Origin of the sequence: Streptomyces sp. NPDC008139, from assembly GCF_042957025.1 — a bacterium.
Classification (GTDB): domain Bacteria; phylum Actinomycetota; class Actinomycetes; order Streptomycetales; family Streptomycetaceae; genus Actinacidiphila.
In genome coordinates this window covers 423,241-440,579 of sequence record NZ_JBIBHM010000008.1, presented here as the reverse complement: position 1 = coordinate 440,579, position 17,339 = coordinate 423,241, and the positions used below count along the sequence as shown (strand labels likewise).

The following is a 17,339-nucleotide window of genomic DNA, read 5'->3' as shown; positions in this document are numbered from 1 at the left end:
CGCCCGGTTACATTCCGAACCCGGAAGCTAAGCCTTTCAGCGCCGATGGTACTGCAGGGGGGACCCTGTGGGAGAGTAGGACACCGCCGAACAATTGTTATGGAAGAGGCCCGGCCTCGGATCTTAGGATCCGACGCCGGGCCTCTTTTGCGTTCTCGGCCACCGGGAAACCAGTGTCGCCGAGAGCGGAGCGCGCTTACGGTTCGGTCTTATGGACGACGTAAAGCACGACTCGACCACCCCGCCCCGTCTTACCCGCCTCACGTTCCACGGCCCGCTCTCCGAGGACCGGGCCGCCCGTATGATCCGGCGGCTCACCGCACGAACGGCCGCCGCCCCCGCCACTGTGCTGGACATCGGCTGCGGCTGGGGCGAGTTCATGCTCCGACTCGTCGAGGCGGCGCCCGGTGCGAGCGGTGTGGGGATCGACCTCAATGAGGTCGACCTCGCGCGAGGCCGTGCCAACGCGGAGGCGCGCGGGCTGGGCGACCGGGTCCGCTTCCTTCAGGGGTCCGCGGCCGAGACGGACCTGGAGCCCGCTGATGTCGTGCTGTGTCACGGCGCGAGCCATGCCTTGAGTGCGGCCCGGCCGCCCGAGCACACGACGGCGGCGCTGCGGGAACTGCGCCGGCTGGTCACTCCCGGCGGCCGGGTCGTGCTCGGCGAGGGGATCTGGCAACGCCCGCCCACCGAAGGCGAGTTGGCGGCGATGTGGCCCGATGCCGCCGCCTCCGAATTCCATGACCTCGCGGGCCTCGTCGACCTCGCCGTCGCGGCCGGCTTCCGGCCGGCGTGGACCGAGACGGCGAGCCGGGAGGAGTGGGAGGACTTCGAATCCGCGTACCAGTCGGACGTCGAGGAGTGGCTGGCGGCCCACCCGGGGCATCCTCTCGCCGAGGAGACCCGTGAGCGGGTGGACCGCCATCGTGGGACGTGGCTGCGGGGCTATCGGGACGTCATGGGGATCGCCTACCTCACCCTCGTTCCCGTGAACTGAGCCGTGGGGGAGGCGGCGAGGAGGAGCGGGAGGGCGAGGAGGGTGAGGAGGGTGCTGGTCCAGAAGGGGGCGAGGGGGCCGGCGCTTGTGTGGAGGGTGGCGGCGGCGGTCAGGGGGCCGAGGGCCGCGCCGAGGTTGAGGGCGGCGGTGGCGTAGGAGCCGGACATGGTGGGGGCGGCGGCTGCTTCGTAGAGGACGCGGGTGATCAGGGTGCCGCCGAGGAGGAAGGACAGGGCGCCCTGGAGGAAGACGAGGGGGAGCAGGGCGGCCGGCTGGTCGGCCAGGAGGGCCAGGGCGAGCCAGCCGAGGAGCAGCAGCGGGCCCGCGGTGGTGAGGACCAGGCCGGGGCGGTGGTCGGCGAGGCGGCCCGCGAGGGTGACTCCGGCGAAGGAACCGGCGCCGAAGAGCATCAGGGCCACCGAGATCCACAGGCGGCCCAGGCCCGCGGTGTCGGTGACGACCGGCGCGAGGAAGGTGAAGCTCGCGAAGGTGGCCGCGTTCACCAGGGCGCCGAGCAGCAGACTCGTCATCAGGCGTGGGGACTTGAGCAGTGCCAGCTCGGTGCGCAGGCCGGGTCCGGCCACGGACGTACGGGCCGAAGGCCGGGCCGGAACGCCCTTGAGGATTCCGGCGGCGGCGGGCAGGCAGAGCGCGGCGACCGCCCAGAAGGTGGCCCGCCATCCCAGCAGGGTGCCGAGCACCGCGCCTGCGGGCACCCCGGCGACCGTGGCCACCGTCGTCCCGGAGAGCAGTACGGCCAGCGCGCGCCCCTTGCGGTCGGGGGACACGAGGGTGACGGCGGTGGTGAGGGCGACGGCGAGGAAGCCCGCGTTCGCGAGCGCGGCGACGATCCGGGTGGCGAACAGGACCGGGAAGCTGTCGGTGACGGCCCCTGCGGCGTGCGCCGCCGCGAAGGCGACGACGAAGGCGAGCAGGCTGCTGCGGGCGGGCCAAGCGCGGGCGAGGGCGGCCATCAGCGGGGCGCCGACGACCATGCCGATCGCGAAGGCCGCGGTGAGCGTGCCCGCGGTCCCGACCGTCACGTCGAGGTCGGCGGCGATGTCCGGCAGGAGGCCGGCCAGCATGAATTCGGAGGTGCCCATGGCGAAGACGGCCATGGCGAGCAGGTACAGCGGAACAGGGAGACGGAGAGGCATCGGGAAAGGCTCCGAGGTGAGGAGATGCACGAGAGGAAACGTGAAACGTCGTCTCGTCACCGCGGTCAGCACCCGGAGTACGGCAGCCGTCCAGCCATGGCCGCGCGAAAAGCCGCGCGGAGGATCGCACGAAAGCGCGGAGGGCCGCGAAAGGCCGCGAAAGGCCGCGCAAAAGGAGCGTGCGAAAAAGGCGGACGGTGAAAGGGGGCTACGAACTCAGTGGTTCAGGGGGCTGACGGCGTGACCGAAAGCCCCCGCCTTGGATGCCTCGGGGCTCGACATGGCCCGTACGCTACCGGATCCGTGCCCCCAACTACAGTGGCCGTATGCGGTATGACCTGGTCATCTTCGACAACGACGGCGTCCTTGTGGACAGCGAGCCGATATCCAACCGGATTCTCGCCGAACACCTGACGGAGGTGGGGCATCCGACGACGTACGAGGACTCGATCCGGGACTACATGGGCGCGGCGGTGCACCGGGTGCACGACGTGGTGTGGGAGCGGTCCGGGCGGCGGCTGCCCGAGGGGTTCGACGAGGAGCTGCACGCGCGGGTGTTCGCGGCTTTCGAGCGGGAGCTGGAGCCGGTGGCGGGGGCGGCCGGGGTGCTGGACCGGTTGGTGGCGGAGGGGGTGCCGTACTGCCTGGCGTCGTCGGGGAGCCATGAGCGGATCCGGGTGGCGCTGCGCAGGACCGGGCTGTACGAGCGGTTCGGGGAGGAGCGGATCTTCTCGTCGCAGGATGTGGGGCGGGGGAAGCCGGCGCCGGATCTGTTCCTGCACGCGGCGGCCGTGATGGGGGTGGCCCCCGAGCGGTGCGCGGTGGTCGAGGACAGTCCGTTGGGGGTGCGGGCGGCGGTCGCGGCGGGGATGGACGTGTACGCGTTCACGGCGATGACCCCGGCGGAGAAGGTGGCCGAGGCGACGGCCCTGTTCGGTGCGATGGAAGGGCTGCCCGACCTGCTGCTGAGGTGAGCGGGAGCGGCCCGGGGCACCGTACCGCACGGGTTGATCACAATTGTGGCCCCCGCCACCTACTCATCCGTAGCTTCCGCGTTTACGCTGCTCGCTCATGGACGAAGCCGCGCAGAGCGCCCCCGGGGGGCCCGCCGCCCCCGTGAAGTACCGGCAGCCGGACGACCGGCTGCGGCACGGGCGGGCCGCGCTCGCGATCAGCTTCTTCGCGCAGGGCGCGCTGTTCGCGCTGCTGGTCACCCGGATTCCGGCGATCCAGGACCGGTACGGCATCAGCGACGGGCTGTTGCCGGTGTTCCTGGCGGCGGTGCCGATCCTCGCGGGCCTGGGCAGCGTGGCGACCGAGTACGTCGTGAAGCGGATCAGGCCGAGTGCGGTGCTGCGCTGGGTGCAGCCGGTGGTGGCCCTGGTCCTGCTGCTGCTCGGCGCGGGCGACCAGTTGTGGATGGCGGCGGTGACGCTGGCGCTGTTCGGGGTGTGCGTCGGCGGTCTGGACGCGTCGATGAACATGCTCGGGGTGAGCCTCCAGCACACCTACGGCCGCAGCATCATGCTCGGCTTCCACGCCTCGTACAGCCTGGGCGGGATCGTCGGGGCGTGTCTGGCCTGGTCGGGGGCGCACTGGCACATCTCGCTGGTGGCGCTGTACGGGCCGGTGGTGGCGGTGCTGATTCCGCTGACGCTGGTGGCGAGCCGCTGGTACGCCGACCAGGAGCAGCCGTCCGTCACCGAGGTGGGGGGCGAGAAGCAGGCCGTCGTGATGCGGCTGCTGATGCCGCTCTGTCTGGTGATGGCCTTCGCGTACATCGGTGACTCGACGGTCTCCAACTGGAGCGCGAAGTACCTCCAGGACACCTTGCACAGCTCGGAGCAGCTCTCCACCGTGCCGTACGCCGTCTACATGGTGACGACCCTGATCGGCCGTTCGGTGGGTGACTTCGGGGTGCGGCGGTACGGTGCCGCGCCCGTCGTGCGGCTGGGGACGGTGCTGGCGATGGCGGGCTTCGCGGTGGTGGCGGTGGCGCCGGGGGCGTGGGTGGGCATGCTGGGCTTCACGCTGCTGGGGCTCGGGCTGTGCGTGATCGTGCCGCAGACGTTCGCGGCGGCCGGGCGGATGTTCCCCGGTGCCTCGGACTCGGCCATCGCGCGGCTGAACATCTTCAACTACGTGGGTTTCCTGGTCGGCTCGCCGCTGGTGGGCGCGCTGGGCGATGTGTGGAGCTACCGCGGGGCGATGCTCGTGCCGATGGTGCTGGTGGGGGCCACGCTGTTGTACGCCAAGTCCTTCGAGGCCGGGCCCGCCGGGTACGGTGTCGGCCATGAGCGGCCGAGCACAGTTGATGTGGGATGAGCGGGTAACCAAGTACGACTTCGGTCCGGGTCACCCGATGGACCCGGTGCGGCTGTCGCTCACGCGCGGGTTGGTGCGGGCCTTCGGGCTCGACCGGAAGCTGTCGGTGGTGGCGGCGCCCGCGGCCGGTGACTCGACGCTGGCGCTGGTGCACCGGGCGGACTACGTGGCGGCGGTGCGGGCGGCGTCCGCCGATCCGGCCGCGGCGGATCTGTCGTACGGGCTCGGCACCGAGGACAATCCGGCGTTCGCGGGGATGCACGAGGCGTCCGCGCTGATCGCGGGGCAGTCGGTGGGCGCGGCCGAGGCGGTGTGGCAGGGCGATGTGCTGCACGCGGTGAACTTCGCGGGCGGGCTGCACCACGCGATGCCGGGCGCGGCGGCGGGTTTCTGCGTCTACAACGACGCGGCGCTCGCGGTGGCCCGGCTGCTGGAGCTGGGCGCGGAGCGGGTGGTGTACGTGGACGTGGACGTACACCACGGCGACGGTGTGCAGACGGCGTTCTGGGACGACCCGCGGGTGCTGACGATCTCGCTGCACGAGCATCCGCGGACGCTGTTCCCGCAGACGGGGTGGCCGGAGGAGACGGGCGGTCCTTCCGCGGAGGGCGGCGCGGTCAATGTGGCGCTTCCCGCGGGGACGGGTGACGCGGGCTGGCTGCGGGCCTTCCACGCGGTGGTGCCGGAGCTGGTGGCGGCGTTCCGGCCGCAGGTGGTCGTCTCGCAGCACGGCGCGGACACCCATTTCGAGGATCCGCTGGCGCATCTGGCGGTGTCGCTGGACGCGCAGCGGCTGGTCGCCGAGGCGTGTCACGCGCTGGCGCACGACCACGCGGAGGGCCGCTGGGTCGCGCTGGGCGGCGGGGGTTACGCGGTGGCCGATGTGGTGCCGCGTACGTGGACGCATCTGGTGGGGATCGCGGCGGGCGCGCCGGTGGCGCCGAAGACGCCGGTTCCCGAGGAGTGGCGGCACGAGGTCTACGCCCGGACCCGGCAGCAGGGGCCGCTGCGGATGACGGACGGCCGTGATCCGCACTGGGCGGACTTCGCCGACTCCGGTTACGACCCGGCGGACCGGCTCGACCAGGCCGTGATCGCCACCCGCCGCGCGGTCTTCCCGCTCCACGGCCTGCTTCCGTAGGGGCCGTCCGGCGGCACGCCGTAGCGCGTCGCCCCCTTTTCCGGCGAGCGTGGCGCTCCTTCTCCACGGAATCCCCCAATTTCGCACACGCCGTCACCGCGTTGTTCGGTAACCCGTTACGGCGGGGCGCGTACGCGTGTGGCGTAGGTCTTCTACGTCTGGAGCGCACTCGGCGCGGGTCACCCGCACGGGGTGTTTTTGGCGGTTTCGTACCCGGCGGGCGGAGGGAGTCGGGACGATCAAGGGGTGCTGAGTGTCGGCGCGCTGCGCGCGCATCTGGTGGCGGCCGGGCTGGCGGGACGGGTCTCGACCCCGAGGGAGAAAAGCCTGCACAGTTACCGGCTCTTCGCGGCGCGGGACCCGCGCCAGACGCTGGGGCTGGATCCGGAAGGGGAGTGGGGCGCGGCGGAGTTGCTGCGGCTGATGGCCGACCGCTGCGGTGTGTCGCCGGACCCGACGGACACCTCCGGGCAGGACACGATCGACCCGGACTGTACGGTGGCGGCGCTGGACGCCTTCGCCGAGCGTCTTGGCAGGGCAGCGCAGGATCGTATCCCCGTTCTGCTGGGGACGGGCCACCCTCATCGGCTGTTGGGCTTCTACGCCTCTTTGGCCGCCGCGCTGTCGGCGGCGGGATGTGTGATTCTCACCCCTGCGTACGGCGGCTACGTCGATATGCCGACACAGTTCGGGGTACGGCGTCACAATCTTTGGTACGTGGGAGGTGTCGCCGTGGTGCGCCCCGTGCCTGGTGCGGAGGGTTCGCAGGAGGGTGCGGGGGCGGGCGAACCGGGTGCTCATACGCACTCCCCGCTTCCCGTCAGAGCGGCCCTCGCGGCTGCCGCGGAGCAGGGCGGAGTGCTGCCGCGGCTGGTGGTCGGGGACCACGGATTCGTATGCGGGGCAGGGCAGTTGGGCATCGAGGCGATCGGTTTGGCGGACTCCGACGACCCCGCGGTGTTCGTCGCGGAAGCGGAGGGCAGGGTGTCGGTCGCGGTACCGCTGGACGACACCGTGCGGTCCGATTACTACCGGCCGCTTACCCGCTACGTACTCCATCGGGCGTGGCTGTCACAGTAATCAACTATTGGCAACTCCTCTTCCCCACTTGCATCATGCGCCCCTAATCTGAGGGGGAGCGCACTTGACTGTTGGAGTCGCCGGAGGGGAAGCCGGTGGCCGTCAGGTGCGGAAAGTTCAGGTGTGTCATGGCTTCAAGCGAAACCAGGCCTCTCAACGAGGTCGTGTTCCTTACCGTGGCCGAAGTTGCCGCGGTCATGCGCGTGTCCAAGATGACGGTGTACCGGTTGGTGCACAGCGGTCATCTGCCGGCGATCCGGGTGGGGAGGTCTTTCCGGGTTCCGGAGCAGGCCGTCCACGACTACCTGCGTGAGTCCTATGTGGGGGTGGGGGTGGGGGAATCTGCCTGATCTCGCCCGCCGAGGGCCGCTGACCGTCTGCGTGGGGCTCGGTTTATGCTCGTCCGCCTCGGGCGGGTAGGCTTGGCCGACGTAGGTCGTGTGGGCTCGGACGCCCCGCACCGAGTGAAAACGAAGCGAGGGTAGTCGTGGGCTCTGTCATCAAGAAGCGGCGTAAGCGTATGGCCAAGAAGAAGCACCGCAAGCTGCTGAAGCGGACGCGTGTTCAGCGTCGCAACAAGAAGTAAGCGGGCTCGACGCAGTACGTCGCTCTTCCTGCCCCCTCCACCGCCCGTAGGCGGTGGAGGGGGCAGTGGCGTTTTCCGGGGCAGGTGTGACGGAGGGGGCAGCGGCGTGACGTCGGCGGCCCGTACAGCGGGCCGTCACTGCGGCGCAACAACGAACGGGTACGGTGCGTACAACCCCGTAGGAAGGCGCTGAACCGTGGGCAAGGTGGTGCTCGTCACCGGAGTCGCGCGACCGATCGGCGGCCGTTTCGTCCGCCGCGTCCTGCGGGAGCCGGAGGTCGACCGGGTGATCGCGGTCGACGCCGTACCGCCCGAGCACGATCTGGGCGCCGCGGAGTTCGTCCGCGCCGACATCCGGCAGCCCATGATCGCCAAGGTTCTCGCGCAGACGTCGGTCGACACCGTCGTGCACCTGGACGTCAGCGCCACCACCACGATGGGCTCCGGCGGCCGGACGCAGGTCAAGGAGACCAACGTCATCGGCACGATGCAGCTCCTGGGCGCCTGCCAGAAGGCCCCGACCGTACGGCGCCTGGTCGTGAAGTCCACCACCAGCGTCTATGGCGCCGCGCCGCGCGACCCGGCCGTCTTCACCGAGACGATGCCCGCCAAGTCGCTGCCGAGCGGCGGCTTCGCGAAGGACGCCGTCGAGGTCGAGGGGTACGTACGGGGCTTCGCGCGCCGCCGCCCGGACGTCGCGGTCGCGGTGCTGCGGTTCGCGAACATCCTCGGCGCGCACGCCGACACCCCGCTCGCGGAGTTCTTCGCGCTGCCCGTGCTGCCCACCGTCCTCGGCTACGACCCCCGGTTGCAGTTCGTCCACGAGGACGACGTGAACGAGGTGCTGGTGCTGGCCGCGCTCGACGCGCGGCGCGGGACGCTCAACAGCGGGACGTTCAACATCGCGGGCGACGGGGTGCTGCTGCTGTCGCAGACCGCGCGACGGCTCGGCAAGCCGACCGTGCCGGTGCTGCTGCCCGCGGTCACCTGGATCGGGCGGACGCTGAAGGCCGCGGGCGTCACCGACTTCTCGCGCGAACAGATTCGGCTGTTGACGCACGGCAGGGTGGTGGACACCCGGCAGATGCGTGAGACGCTCGGTTTCGCGCCGGCGTACACGACGGCCGAGACGTTCGCCGACTTCGCGCGCAGCCGCGGGCCCGGGCTGCTGCCGCCGGACCGGATGGCGCGCGCCGTCGACCGGCTCGCCGCGGCGGCGCTGGCGCCCGACGCCGCGGACGCCACCGACGCCGACCACGCGTGACCGCACCAGGCAGAAGGAGTCGAACCATGGCAGACGCCAAGGTGATCCCGTTCGGCGACGATTCGCGGGCGCGGCGTACGGGCTCGGGTTCCGGCTCGGGTCCGGGGTCCGGCTCGGGTTCCGGCCGGTCGCGCGGCGGCCGGTCCGCGGGCGCCAGGAAGAAGGACGGCGCCGGGTCGTCCGGCGCGGGCGGGCCGGGCCCGCAGCCCCTGGCGGCGGTGCCCGAGGTGCCAGAGCCCCAGGAGACGGCCGAGGCGGGCTCAGAGCCGGGCGGCACGGGCGCCGCGATCCCCGCGCAGGGAAGCGACGCCGGGACCGAAGCGGAATCCGCCACGGGGGCGCGTACGGGTTCCGGTTCCGGGTCCGGTGCCGGTTCCGGTTCCGCCGCGGGGGACGAGGGGCCGGGGCTGGCCGCCGCGCTCGGCGGGGTCGCCGACCGGCTGCTCGGAGGGGACTGGGAGCGGAGGGTCGCCTCCGGCCTGTCGTTCCTGCGGCGCCGGGTCACCGGCGAGTACGAGGTCGACGAATTCGGCTACGACGCCGAGTTGACCGAGCAGGTGCTGATGTCGGTGCTGCGGCCGTTCTTCGACACGTACTTCCGGGTCGAGGTGAAGGGCATCGAGAACATCCCCGCCGAGGGCGGGGCGCTGGTGGTCTCCAACCACTCCGGGACGCTGCCGGTCGACGGCCTCATGACGCAGGTCGCCGTGCACGACCACCACCCGGCGGGACGGCACTTGCGGCTGCTCGCCGCCGACCTGGTCTTCATGCTGCCGGTGGTCAACGAATTCGCCCGCAAGGCCGGGCACACGCTGGCGTGCGCGGAGGACGCCGAGGTCTTGCTGGAGCGCGGTGAGGTCGTCGGTGTCATGCCGGAGGGCTTCAAGGGGCTCGGCAAGCCGTTCTCGGAGCGGTACAAGCTCCAGCGGTTCGGGCGCGGCGGATTCGTCGCGACGGCGCTGAAGACGAAGGTGCCGATCATTCCGTGCTCGGTGGTCGGCGCCGAGGAGATCTATCCGATGGTCGGCAACTCCCGCACCCTCGCGCGCGTGCTCGGCGTCCCGTACTTCCCCCTCACCCCCACCTTCCCTTGGCTGGGGCCGCTCGGACTCGTCCCCCTCCCCACCAAGTGGACGATCCAGTTCGGCGAGCCCATCCTCACCGACGCCTACCCGCCCGAGGCGGCGGAGGACCCCATGCTGGTCTTCAACCTGACCGATCAGGTCCGCGAGACGATCCAGCACACCTTGTACAAGCTCCTGGTGGACAGGCGGTCGGTCTTCTTCTGAGGGCGGCCCCGCCACGCGGCGGGCGGTGTTCTTCTGAGCGTGAAAGGGCGGCCGGTTCTCCTTGCGGGGAGCCGGCCGCCCTTTGGCGTGCGGTGGTGCTAGTCGTTCGAGTCGTCCACGCCGAGGCCGAGGCCGGGGAGGAGGCCGGGGAGGAGCGGGGGGAGGGTGACGGAGTGGGGCGGGGTGGCGGAGGTGGACGGGGTGTCCGTGGCGCCGTTGCCGCTGCCAGGAGTGCCGTTCGGCGGGGGCGGGAGCAGCGGGCCGCCGATCAGGCCCTCGTGCTGCGGGGTGGTGGGCGACACCGACGGGTTGCCGCTCGGCGCCTGCCCGGACTTGCTGTCCCCGGACGCGGGCGCGGACGGCGTCCCGGAGCCCGTACCGCTGCCCGTACCGTCGTCGCTTCCGCCGCCGGAACGCCGGTGGTCCCGGGCGCCGGAGGAGCTGTCGTCCTTCGGCTTGGGGAGCACGGATTCGAGCGGCTTGACGTCATCGTCTATGGCGGCGAAGACCGACGAGACCTGGTCGGAGACATCGGTGAGCTGGCTGGGCAGCTTGCCCCGCATCTCGGTCCAGCCCTGCCGGTGCGACGCGGCGAAGGTGTTGAGCAGCGCCATCGGCTGGAGCGACCCGTCCTTCGCGTACGCCTGGCTGAGCAGCCGGTGTCCCTCGGCCGCCTCCTGCCGCATGCCGGACAGCGCCTTGCGCACATCGCCGACGGACTCGTCGTCGAGCTGTCCGCCGCGCTGCCGGTCCATGAGCCGCCTGGCCTCCTGCATGCGCGTGGAGGCCATGTCGAGGTAGACCTTGCCGCGGGAGGCGTCACTGCCCGCCATGTCCAGCTTCAGGTCCTCCATGCCCCGCTTGAGGCCGTAGAGGGTGTCACCTGGCAGCGCGTTCGTACTGGCCGCCGCGACTCCGCCGAGGGCACCGGCGGCGACGCCGACGGACAGGCCGCCGACCGCGAGCCGCCGGGACAGCCGGGAGCGCGGGGTGAGCTTGCGCAGCCGGTGGGCCCCGTGTCCGCCGGTGCCCTCCGAGCGCTGCTCGGGAACCCGGCCGGTGACCTCGAAACTGCCGTCAGCGATGGCCTGTTCCATCGCGGCGATGAGCTGCGCGCGCTGGACGGTCTTCTTCTCGGCGTCCAGTACGGGCGCCGGCCGGTCGCCGATGGCCGCGGCGAGCGACAGCAGCGAGTCCTGTTCGGGATCCGCGTGCCGGGCCGCGGCATGGCTGCCGCGCTGCCCGCTCGCCGGTCCGGCACCGCCGCCACCGCGCTCGCCGGTGGTCTCGTCGAGGACAGTAGCGTCCTCAAGGGCCTGGGCGAAGGCGTTCGCCCGGCGGTGTGCCGTTGCCTGTCCGATCACGGGCGGCACCTCCTCTCGTCATCCACACTCGACTCCCCATGCCGCCCGGAAGGTTGCGTTCCCGGCTGCCGTCCACCCGATCGAGTGAACAGCAACAGGCAGCGCGCGGCACGGATATGTCTGCATGTGATGCAACGAGTGCCGAGCCAGTTGGGTTACGCAGGTCTGATGATCGGGTCGGCTCTGATGATCGGACTGATAGGCCGAATGGCGGCCTGCCGGGGTACGGGACAACGCGGACTCACCGGGCGTCTTCCGGTAGCAGCCTGGCCAGGGTGCGGACCGCCCGGTACTGGAGGGTCTTGATCGCCCCCTCGTTCTTGCCCATGATGCGGGCGGTCTCGGCCACCGAGAGACCTTGGAGGAACCGCAGCGTCACGCACTCCTGCTGCTGCGGATTGAGCTTGCGCACGGCCTGGAGCAGCGCCTCGTTCGACAGCGACTCCAGAACGGAGTCCTCGGGGCTGCGCTCGACCTCGTTCGCGTCGAGCATTTCCCCGGTGGTCACTTCCAACCGGAACCGGCTCGATTTGAAGTGGTCGGCGACCAGATTGCGGGCGATCGTGACCAGCCACGCACCGAAGTCACGGCCCTGCCAGGTGAAGGTACCGATTCTGCGCAGAGCGCGCAGGAACGTCTCACTCGTCAGATCCTCGGCCGTGGCTTTGCTGCCGACGCGGTAATAGATGTAGCGGTAGACGGTGTCGGAGTAGTGGTCGTAGAGCCGTCCGAAGGCTTCGGTCTCGCCTTCCTGGGCCCTTTCGACCAGGTCCATCATCCGGCCGCTGTCGGTGTCGGAGGCCGGGCGGCGGGCGGTGGTCGTGGCGGTCGACTGACCGCCGCCGGAGCCGTTGCCCGCGCCGGTGGTGCTGGTGGAGCTGCTGCGGGTGCGTCTGCCTGCGGCTGTGCTGACTTCGGCCAGCGCGTAAGCGTGGCCGGGGACGGTGGGACCGGACGTGGCGAAGGCGGGCACGGCGTACGTGGGGACTGTGCGCATCAGGCGGTCAACCACCAGTGCGCGCAACGCAGCCAGGCCAGAGGTGTCAACCCCGTCGTGTGGGTACACGGGACTCCCAGAGGCAGAACTTCCATCACGTGCAGTACGGGACCGTTCACTCGTCGTGGCGACGTGTGGGTACCGGAATGCGTCTGAGGAGAATAACGCTTCGTACAGGCGACGCTACACCGAGTTGCTCAAATCGCCGTTTCCGCCACTTCCTAAGCGGAATGGTGATCGAGCAATTATCGAACAGGCGACCTTAGTTGACCACTTCTGCTCGTGAAATGGTCGCGGAGAGAGCGTGTTGTGCTCGTGTTCACGCGTGTCGCTCCCGGCACTTCGGACGCCCCGCGGCGCGGCAGATCCGCGGCGTCACGGGGGTCACAGGCGTCTCGTGACGGCTGTGTCAGGAGTGCCGGCGGCGGCTGATCGCGACGGCGGCCAGGGCGCCGCCCGCCACCGCGCCCATCCCGGCCGCGGCGGGGATGCCGATCTTGGCGGCCTTGCGCCCGGTGCGGTAGTCGCGCAGCCGCCAGCCCTCGGCGCGGGCGTGCTTGCGCAGCCTGCTGTCGGGGTTGATGGCATAGGGGTGGCCGACCAGGGACAGTATCGGGATGTCGTTGGAGGAGTCGCTGTACGCGGCGCACAGCGACAGGTCCAGGTCCTCGGCGGCGGCCAGGGCGCGTACGGCCTCGGCTTTCGCGGGTCCGTGCAGCGGTTCGCCGACCAGGTGCCCGGTGTAGACGCCGTCGATCGACTCGGCGACCGTGCCGAGCGCGCCGGTCAGGCCGAGGCGGCGGGCGATGATCGTGGCGGTCTCGACGGGTGCGGCGGTCACCAGCCAGACGCGCTGCCCGGCGTCCAGGTGGGCCTGGGCGAGCGCGCGGGTGCCGGGCCAGATCTTGCCCGCCATGTACTCGTCGTAGATCTCCTCGCCGATGGACATCAGTTCCTCGACGCGGTGCCCCTTGATGATGGACAGCGCGCTCTCGCGCACGTCCCGCATGTGCTCGGGGTCCTCGTTGCCCGCCATACGGAAGTACGTCTGCTGCCAGGCGAAGCGCAGCAGGTCGCGGGTGTCGAAGAACTTCCGCTTGTACAGGCCGCGGCCGAAGTGGAATATCGCTGCGCCCTGCATCACGGTGTTGTCGAGGTCGAAGAAGGCCGCCGCGCGGGGCTGGTCGTGGGCCGGGAACTCAGGTTCCGCGGGCTCGTCCGGCCGGTCCGTACCGGCGCCGTCCGCGCCGTCCGCGCCCTCCGTCCGGTCGGGTTCGGCGGACTTCTCCGACGACGCCGACGACGCCGACGACCTCGACGGCGCGGCCGACTTCCCCGTCCTGGCGGATTTCGCGGACGCGGCGGATCTCGCGGACGTGACGGTTTCCTCCGGCCCGGCGGAAACCGCGTCCCGCGGCCGGGTCTTGGTGGCCAGGGCGGCCTCCGCGGCCAGTGCCGCGGCCTCGCCTGCCAGCACACTGCGCTCGGTGCCGGCCTGCCTACGGGGGGTGAGCCATCTACGTGCGGCCATACCGCGAGCATAACCACCCGGCGCGTCAAGCCCTGTTCGCGCACGATGCGGGGGCGTGAACGCCACACGACCGGACAGTGACCGGGTACGGGTCCCGGCCGGGTCAGCCCGCGGTGAGCGCCGTGCGCAGCCGCTTCTCGTCCACGCGCCAGAACGTGTGCTGTTCGCCGTCGACCAGGACGACGGGGATCTGCTCCCAGTACCGCGCGTACAGCGCCTCGTCCTGGGTGATGTCCCGTTCCTCCACGGCCGCGCCGGTCTCGCCCGCCACCTTCTCGATCACGGTGCGCGCGTCGTCGCACAGGTGGCAGCCGGGCTTGCCGATGAGCGTGACCGTGCGCACGGCCGCCGCCGAGGTGTCGTCGTTCGTCATACGGGCCATTGTGCGCCGGACGGTACGGCCGCCCGTACGACGGGCCCTCGTACGGGGAACGGGTGCGCGTGGCGGGCTCTCGGACGGCGCCGGGTCGCACCACCTGTCACCCGTGACCCTCCGTGCGGCCGTACTGCACCTGTGTCACAGGCGATATGCGGGCGTTACTCGCACTCGCGCACATTCGATTACGATCGAGGTCGTTTTGTACGGCCGGGGGCGATGCGTGAGGAGTGTGACCGCGTGCTCTCGGCTCCGAGCCAGGCTTCGGCGTACGGCTTTGCCGTGGTCGACGTCGAGGCGACCGGTTCGTCGTCGCGGCGGCACCGGGTGGTGGAGCTGGCGGTCGTGCTGCTGGACAAGGACCTGACCCCGCAGGGCGAGTTCACGACGCTCGTCGATCCGCACGGTCCGGTCGGCCCGACGCACATCCACGGCATCGAGGGCGGCGACCTCGGCGGGGCACCCTCGTTCGACGGCATCGCGGCCCGGCTGCTGGGTCTGCTGCGCGGCCGGGTGCTCGTGGGGCACAACGTGGGGTGCGACCGCTCGTTCCTGGCCGCCGAGTACGCCCGCGTCGGGGTGCGGCTGCCGTCTATACCAGAACTTTGCACGATGCGGATGGCCGCCGGCCGCTTGCCCGTTCCGCACGGGCTGTCACTGCGCGACTGCGCCGAGGCAGCGGGCGTCACGGAGTGGCACGCGCACACCGCGCTGGGTGACGCCCGTGCGACGGCTGAGCTGTTCTCGCACTACGTTCGGGGTGCGGAATCGGTCGAATTTGCGGAATCCGCCGTTCTGGACGAGCGGCTGGCGCAGGCCGCCGCGGTGGAATGGCCGCAGGCCACTGGCCTACCGGGGGTCGTTGACGCACTCTGGAAGCGACGCAGCAACGATTCCGCACGGCGAATGGTGCCCAATGTCCGTAATGGGAGCGCGTGATGCCGGTCACGTCCGCCGGGCAAATCGGACACCATCTTTGTGCACGCGTTCACAAAGACATAGCCTGCTGTCCACGGGGCGGCCCCAAAGACCGTGGTCGTCTTCAGCCCAGCTCTACCCGCAGGAGCACCGTGGCAACTGGCCGATCTCACCGACCGGCGACCCGCAGCCGAGGGATTCCCGAGGCCACCGTCGCCAGACTTCCGCTGTACCTGCGGGCACTGACAGCACTCTCCGAGCGCTCGGTGCCCACCGTGTCGTCGGAGGAACTCGCCGCCGCCGCCGGGGTCAACTCGGCCAAGCTGCGCAAGGACTTCTCCTACCTCGGCTCCTACGGGACCCGTGGCGTGGGCTACGACGTCGAGTACCTCGTCTACCAGATCAGCCGTGAGCTGGGCCTCACGCAGGACTGGCCGGTCGTCATCGTCGGTATCGGTAACCTCGGCGCCGCGCTCGCCAACTACGGCGGGTTCGCCTCCCGCGGCTTCCGGGTCGCCGCGCTGCTGGACGCCGACCCCGCCCTCGCGGGCCGTCTGGTCGCCGGGCTCCCGGTCCGCCACATCGACGAGCTGGAGTCGATCGTCGACGACAACCAGGTGTCGATCGGCGTCATCGCCACGCCCGCCGGCGCCGCCCAGGAGGTCACCGACCGCCTCGTGGCCGCCGGTGTGACCTCGATCCTCAACTTCGCGCCGACCGTGCTGACCGTTCCGGACGGCGTCGACGTACGCAAGGTCGACCTCTCCATCGAGCTGCAGATCCTTGCCTTCCACGAGCAGCGCAAGGCGGGCGAGGACCGCCAGGACCCGGACGGTGACGTACCCGCCGTGATGCCCGCATGAGCGTTCTCGTCGTCGGACTCAGCCACCGCAGCGCACCCGTGAGCGTCCTGGAAAGGGCCGCGCTCACCGGGGACGCCCGCGCCAAGCTGCTCCAGGACGCGCTCGCCGCGGAGCCCGCGGCGGAGGCGGTGGTGCTCTCGACGTGCAACCGCATCGAGCTGTACGCGGACGTCGACAAGTTCCACGCCGGGGTCGCCGAGCTGTCCACGCTCCTCGCCCAGCACAGCGGCGTCGGCCTCGAAGAGCTGACCCCGCACCTGTACGTGCACTACGAGGACCGGGCCGTCCACCACCTGCTCTCCGTGGCCTGCGGGCTGGACTCCATGGTCGTCGGCGAGGGCCAGATCCTCGGCCAGATCAAGGACGCGCTGGCCGCGGGGCAGGAGCTGCACACCGCGGGGCGGCTGCTCAACGACCTGTTCCAGCAGGCCCTGCGGGTCGGCAAGCGCGCCCACTCCGAGACCGGGATAGACCGGGCGGGCCAGTCCCTGGTCACCTTCGGCCTGGACCAGCTCGCCGTGACGACGGGACCGCTCGCCGGCCGCCGCGCCCTTGTCGTCGGCGCGGGCTCCATGTCCTCCCTTGCCGCCGCCACGCTCGCGCGCGCGGGTGTGCGCGAGCTGGCCATCGCCAACCGCACGGTCGACCGGGCCGAGCGCCTCGCGGCGACGCTGGCCTCCGACAACAGTGCCCTCGACAGCCGCGCGATCACCATGTCCGAGGTGGCCGCCGCGCTGCGCACCGCCGATGTCGTGGTGTCCTGCACCGGCGCGACCGGCCTGGTGCTGACCGCGGACGACCTGCGCGCCGCCCTCGCCGAGCGCCCGGCGGGCACCGACCTCGCCGTGCTGGACCTCGCCATGCCGCGCGACATCGACTCGGCCGCACACGCCCTGCTCGGCGTGCACCTGGTCGACATAGAATCGCTGGCCGCCGCCTCCGCCGACGCGCCCATGGCCGCCGACGTCGACGCCGTGCGCGCCATCGTCTCCGAAGAGGTCGCCGCCTTCGGCGCGGCTCAGCGTGCCGCTCGCATCACGCCCACCGTGGTGGCGCTGCGCGCCATGGCCGCCGACGTCGTGGCGGGTGAACTTTCCCGCCTCGAAGGTAGGCTGCCCGATCTGGACGACAAGCAGCGCGCCGAGATCACCCAGACGGTGCGCCGCGTCGTCGACAAGCTCCTGCACGCGCCCACCGTGCGGGTCAAGCAGCTCGCGGGCGAGCCGGGCGGCGCGGGCTACGCCGACGCCCTGCGCGAGCTCTTCGACCTCGACCCGCAGGCCGTAGCCGCCGTCCGCTCCGCGCCGACCCGCACCACCCTGGGCGTCCCAGAACCGAATCGAGGCCGCTGAATGAACGAGACGGGTGCCCCGCACGAGCCCGGGGCTGTGTCTGATCTGGGGCTGCCGCCGGGTGGGCGCGAGGTGCCGGACGCGGCTGGACGTGCCCCG

At 71.2% G+C, this 17,339-nt stretch carries 17 protein-coding genes and 1 rRNA gene; 13 read left to right on the top strand and 5 right to left on the bottom strand.

The annotated features are described in order from the left end of the window. Positions 1–92: ribosomal RNA gene (gene rrf, locus ACFZBB_RS19990) — 5S ribosomal RNA — on the top strand; the annotation flags it as partial. Positions 93–211: 119 nt separating this feature from the next. Then, entirely contained in the window at positions 212–997 is a 786-nt protein-coding gene (locus tag ACFZBB_RS19985; RefSeq protein ID WP_391123936.1) for a methyltransferase domain-containing protein, read from the top strand. On the opposite strand, the gene ACFZBB_RS19980 is transcribed toward ACFZBB_RS19985, so the two are convergent. Then, positions 970–2,154, bottom strand: coding sequence for a Cmx/CmrA family chloramphenicol efflux MFS transporter (locus ACFZBB_RS19980; RefSeq protein WP_391123934.1), 1,185 nt, complete (start codon positions 2,152–2,154; stop codon positions 970–972). The two genes, ACFZBB_RS19985 and ACFZBB_RS19980, sit on opposite strands and share 28 nt — an antisense overlap. A 326-nt stretch (positions 2,155–2,480) precedes the next feature. On the opposite strand from ACFZBB_RS19980, the gene ACFZBB_RS19975 reads away from it, so the two are divergent. The 8 genes from ACFZBB_RS19975 to ACFZBB_RS19940 all read left to right on the top strand — a co-directional run bounded on the left by ACFZBB_RS19975 (position 2,481) and on the right by ACFZBB_RS19940 (position 9,839). Beyond that, the gene (locus tag ACFZBB_RS19975) at positions 2,481–3,128 is read left to right on the top strand and encodes an HAD-IA family hydrolase (RefSeq protein WP_391123932.1); all 648 of its coding nucleotides are present in this window, start codon (positions 2,481–2,483) and stop codon (positions 3,126–3,128) included. Between the two features lie 169 nt (positions 3,129–3,297). Beyond that, on the top strand, positions 3,298–4,479 hold the full coding sequence (locus tag ACFZBB_RS19970; protein WP_391123987.1) for an MFS transporter: 1,182 nt from the start codon (positions 3,298–3,300) through the stop codon (positions 4,477–4,479). Continuing rightward, on the top strand, positions 4,448–5,620 hold the full coding sequence (locus tag ACFZBB_RS19965) for an acetoin utilization protein AcuC (RefSeq protein ID WP_391123930.1): 1,173 nt from the start codon (positions 4,448–4,450) through the stop codon (positions 5,618–5,620). Before ACFZBB_RS19970 ends, ACFZBB_RS19965 begins: the two co-directional genes overlap by 32 nt. Positions 5,621–5,866: 246 nt before the next feature. After that, entirely contained in the window at positions 5,867–6,700 is an 834-nt protein-coding gene (locus tag ACFZBB_RS19960; RefSeq protein WP_391123928.1) for a phosphatase, read from the top strand. Positions 6,701–6,828: 128 nt separating this feature from the next. Next, the gene (locus ACFZBB_RS19955; protein WP_188281714.1) at positions 6,829–7,050 is read left to right on the top strand and encodes a helix-turn-helix domain-containing protein; all 222 of its coding nucleotides are present in this window, start codon (positions 6,829–6,831) and stop codon (positions 7,048–7,050) included. A gap of 137 nt (positions 7,051–7,187) precedes the next feature. Next, a complete protein-coding gene (locus ACFZBB_RS19950; RefSeq protein WP_003948845.1) occupies positions 7,188–7,286 on the top strand; it encodes a 30S ribosomal protein bS22 in 99 nt (32 codons plus the stop codon). 196 nt (positions 7,287–7,482) lie between these two features. Then, complete coding sequence (locus ACFZBB_RS19945; protein ID WP_391123925.1) at positions 7,483–8,550, top strand: NAD-dependent epimerase/dehydratase family protein; 1,068 nt, start codon at positions 7,483–7,485, stop codon at positions 8,548–8,550. 26 nt (positions 8,551–8,576) lie between these two features. Next, positions 8,577–9,839: a 1-acyl-sn-glycerol-3-phosphate acyltransferase gene (locus tag ACFZBB_RS19940; RefSeq protein WP_391123923.1), complete on the top strand. Its 1,263-nt coding sequence runs from the start codon at positions 8,577–8,579 to the stop codon at positions 9,837–9,839. Positions 9,840–9,937: 98 nt separating this feature from the next. Here the strand turns inward: ACFZBB_RS19940 and ACFZBB_RS19935 are convergent, their stop codons facing one another. The 4 genes from ACFZBB_RS19935 to ACFZBB_RS19920 all read right to left on the bottom strand — a co-directional run bounded on the left by ACFZBB_RS19935 (position 9,938) and on the right by ACFZBB_RS19920 (position 14,104). After that, positions 9,938–11,203: a DUF5667 domain-containing protein gene (locus ACFZBB_RS19935; protein ID WP_391123921.1), complete on the bottom strand. Its 1,266-nt coding sequence runs from the start codon at positions 11,201–11,203 to the stop codon at positions 9,938–9,940. Positions 11,204–11,444: 241 nt separating this feature from the next. Next, entirely contained in the window at positions 11,445–12,269 is an 825-nt protein-coding gene (locus tag ACFZBB_RS19930) for an ECF subfamily RNA polymerase sigma factor, BldN family (protein WP_391052059.1), read from the bottom strand. Between the two features lie 340 nt (positions 12,270–12,609). Continuing rightward, positions 12,610–13,731 (bottom strand): HAD-IB family hydrolase, encoded by a 1,122-nt coding sequence (locus ACFZBB_RS19925; protein WP_391123919.1) that lies wholly within the window; start codon positions 13,729–13,731, stop codon positions 12,610–12,612. A 103-nt stretch (positions 13,732–13,834) separates the two neighbouring features. Beyond that, positions 13,835–14,104, bottom strand: a complete 270-nt coding sequence (locus ACFZBB_RS19920) for a glutaredoxin family protein (RefSeq protein ID WP_391123917.1) — start codon at positions 14,102–14,104, stop codon at positions 13,835–13,837. 243 nt (positions 14,105–14,347) lie between these two features. Here ACFZBB_RS19920 and ACFZBB_RS19915 point away from each other — a divergent pair, with 243 nt between their 5' ends. From ACFZBB_RS19915 to ACFZBB_RS19905, 3 genes are all read left to right on the top strand, one after another. Next, on the top strand, positions 14,348–15,046 hold the full coding sequence (locus ACFZBB_RS19915; protein ID WP_391123915.1) for an exonuclease domain-containing protein: 699 nt from the start codon (positions 14,348–14,350) through the stop codon (positions 15,044–15,046). A gap of 131 nt (positions 15,047–15,177) precedes the next feature. Beyond that, positions 15,178–15,888 carry a redox-sensing transcriptional repressor Rex gene (locus ACFZBB_RS19910; RefSeq protein WP_188281706.1) on the top strand — a complete coding sequence of 237 codons (711 nt, stop codon included), beginning with the start codon at positions 15,178–15,180 and terminating at the stop codon, positions 15,886–15,888. Next, positions 15,885–17,240, top strand: coding sequence for a glutamyl-tRNA reductase (locus ACFZBB_RS19905; protein WP_391123913.1), 1,356 nt, complete (start codon positions 15,885–15,887; stop codon positions 17,238–17,240). The genes ACFZBB_RS19910 and ACFZBB_RS19905 overlap by 4 nt, the downstream gene beginning before the upstream one ends. Positions 17,241–17,339: the final 99 nt, after the last annotated feature.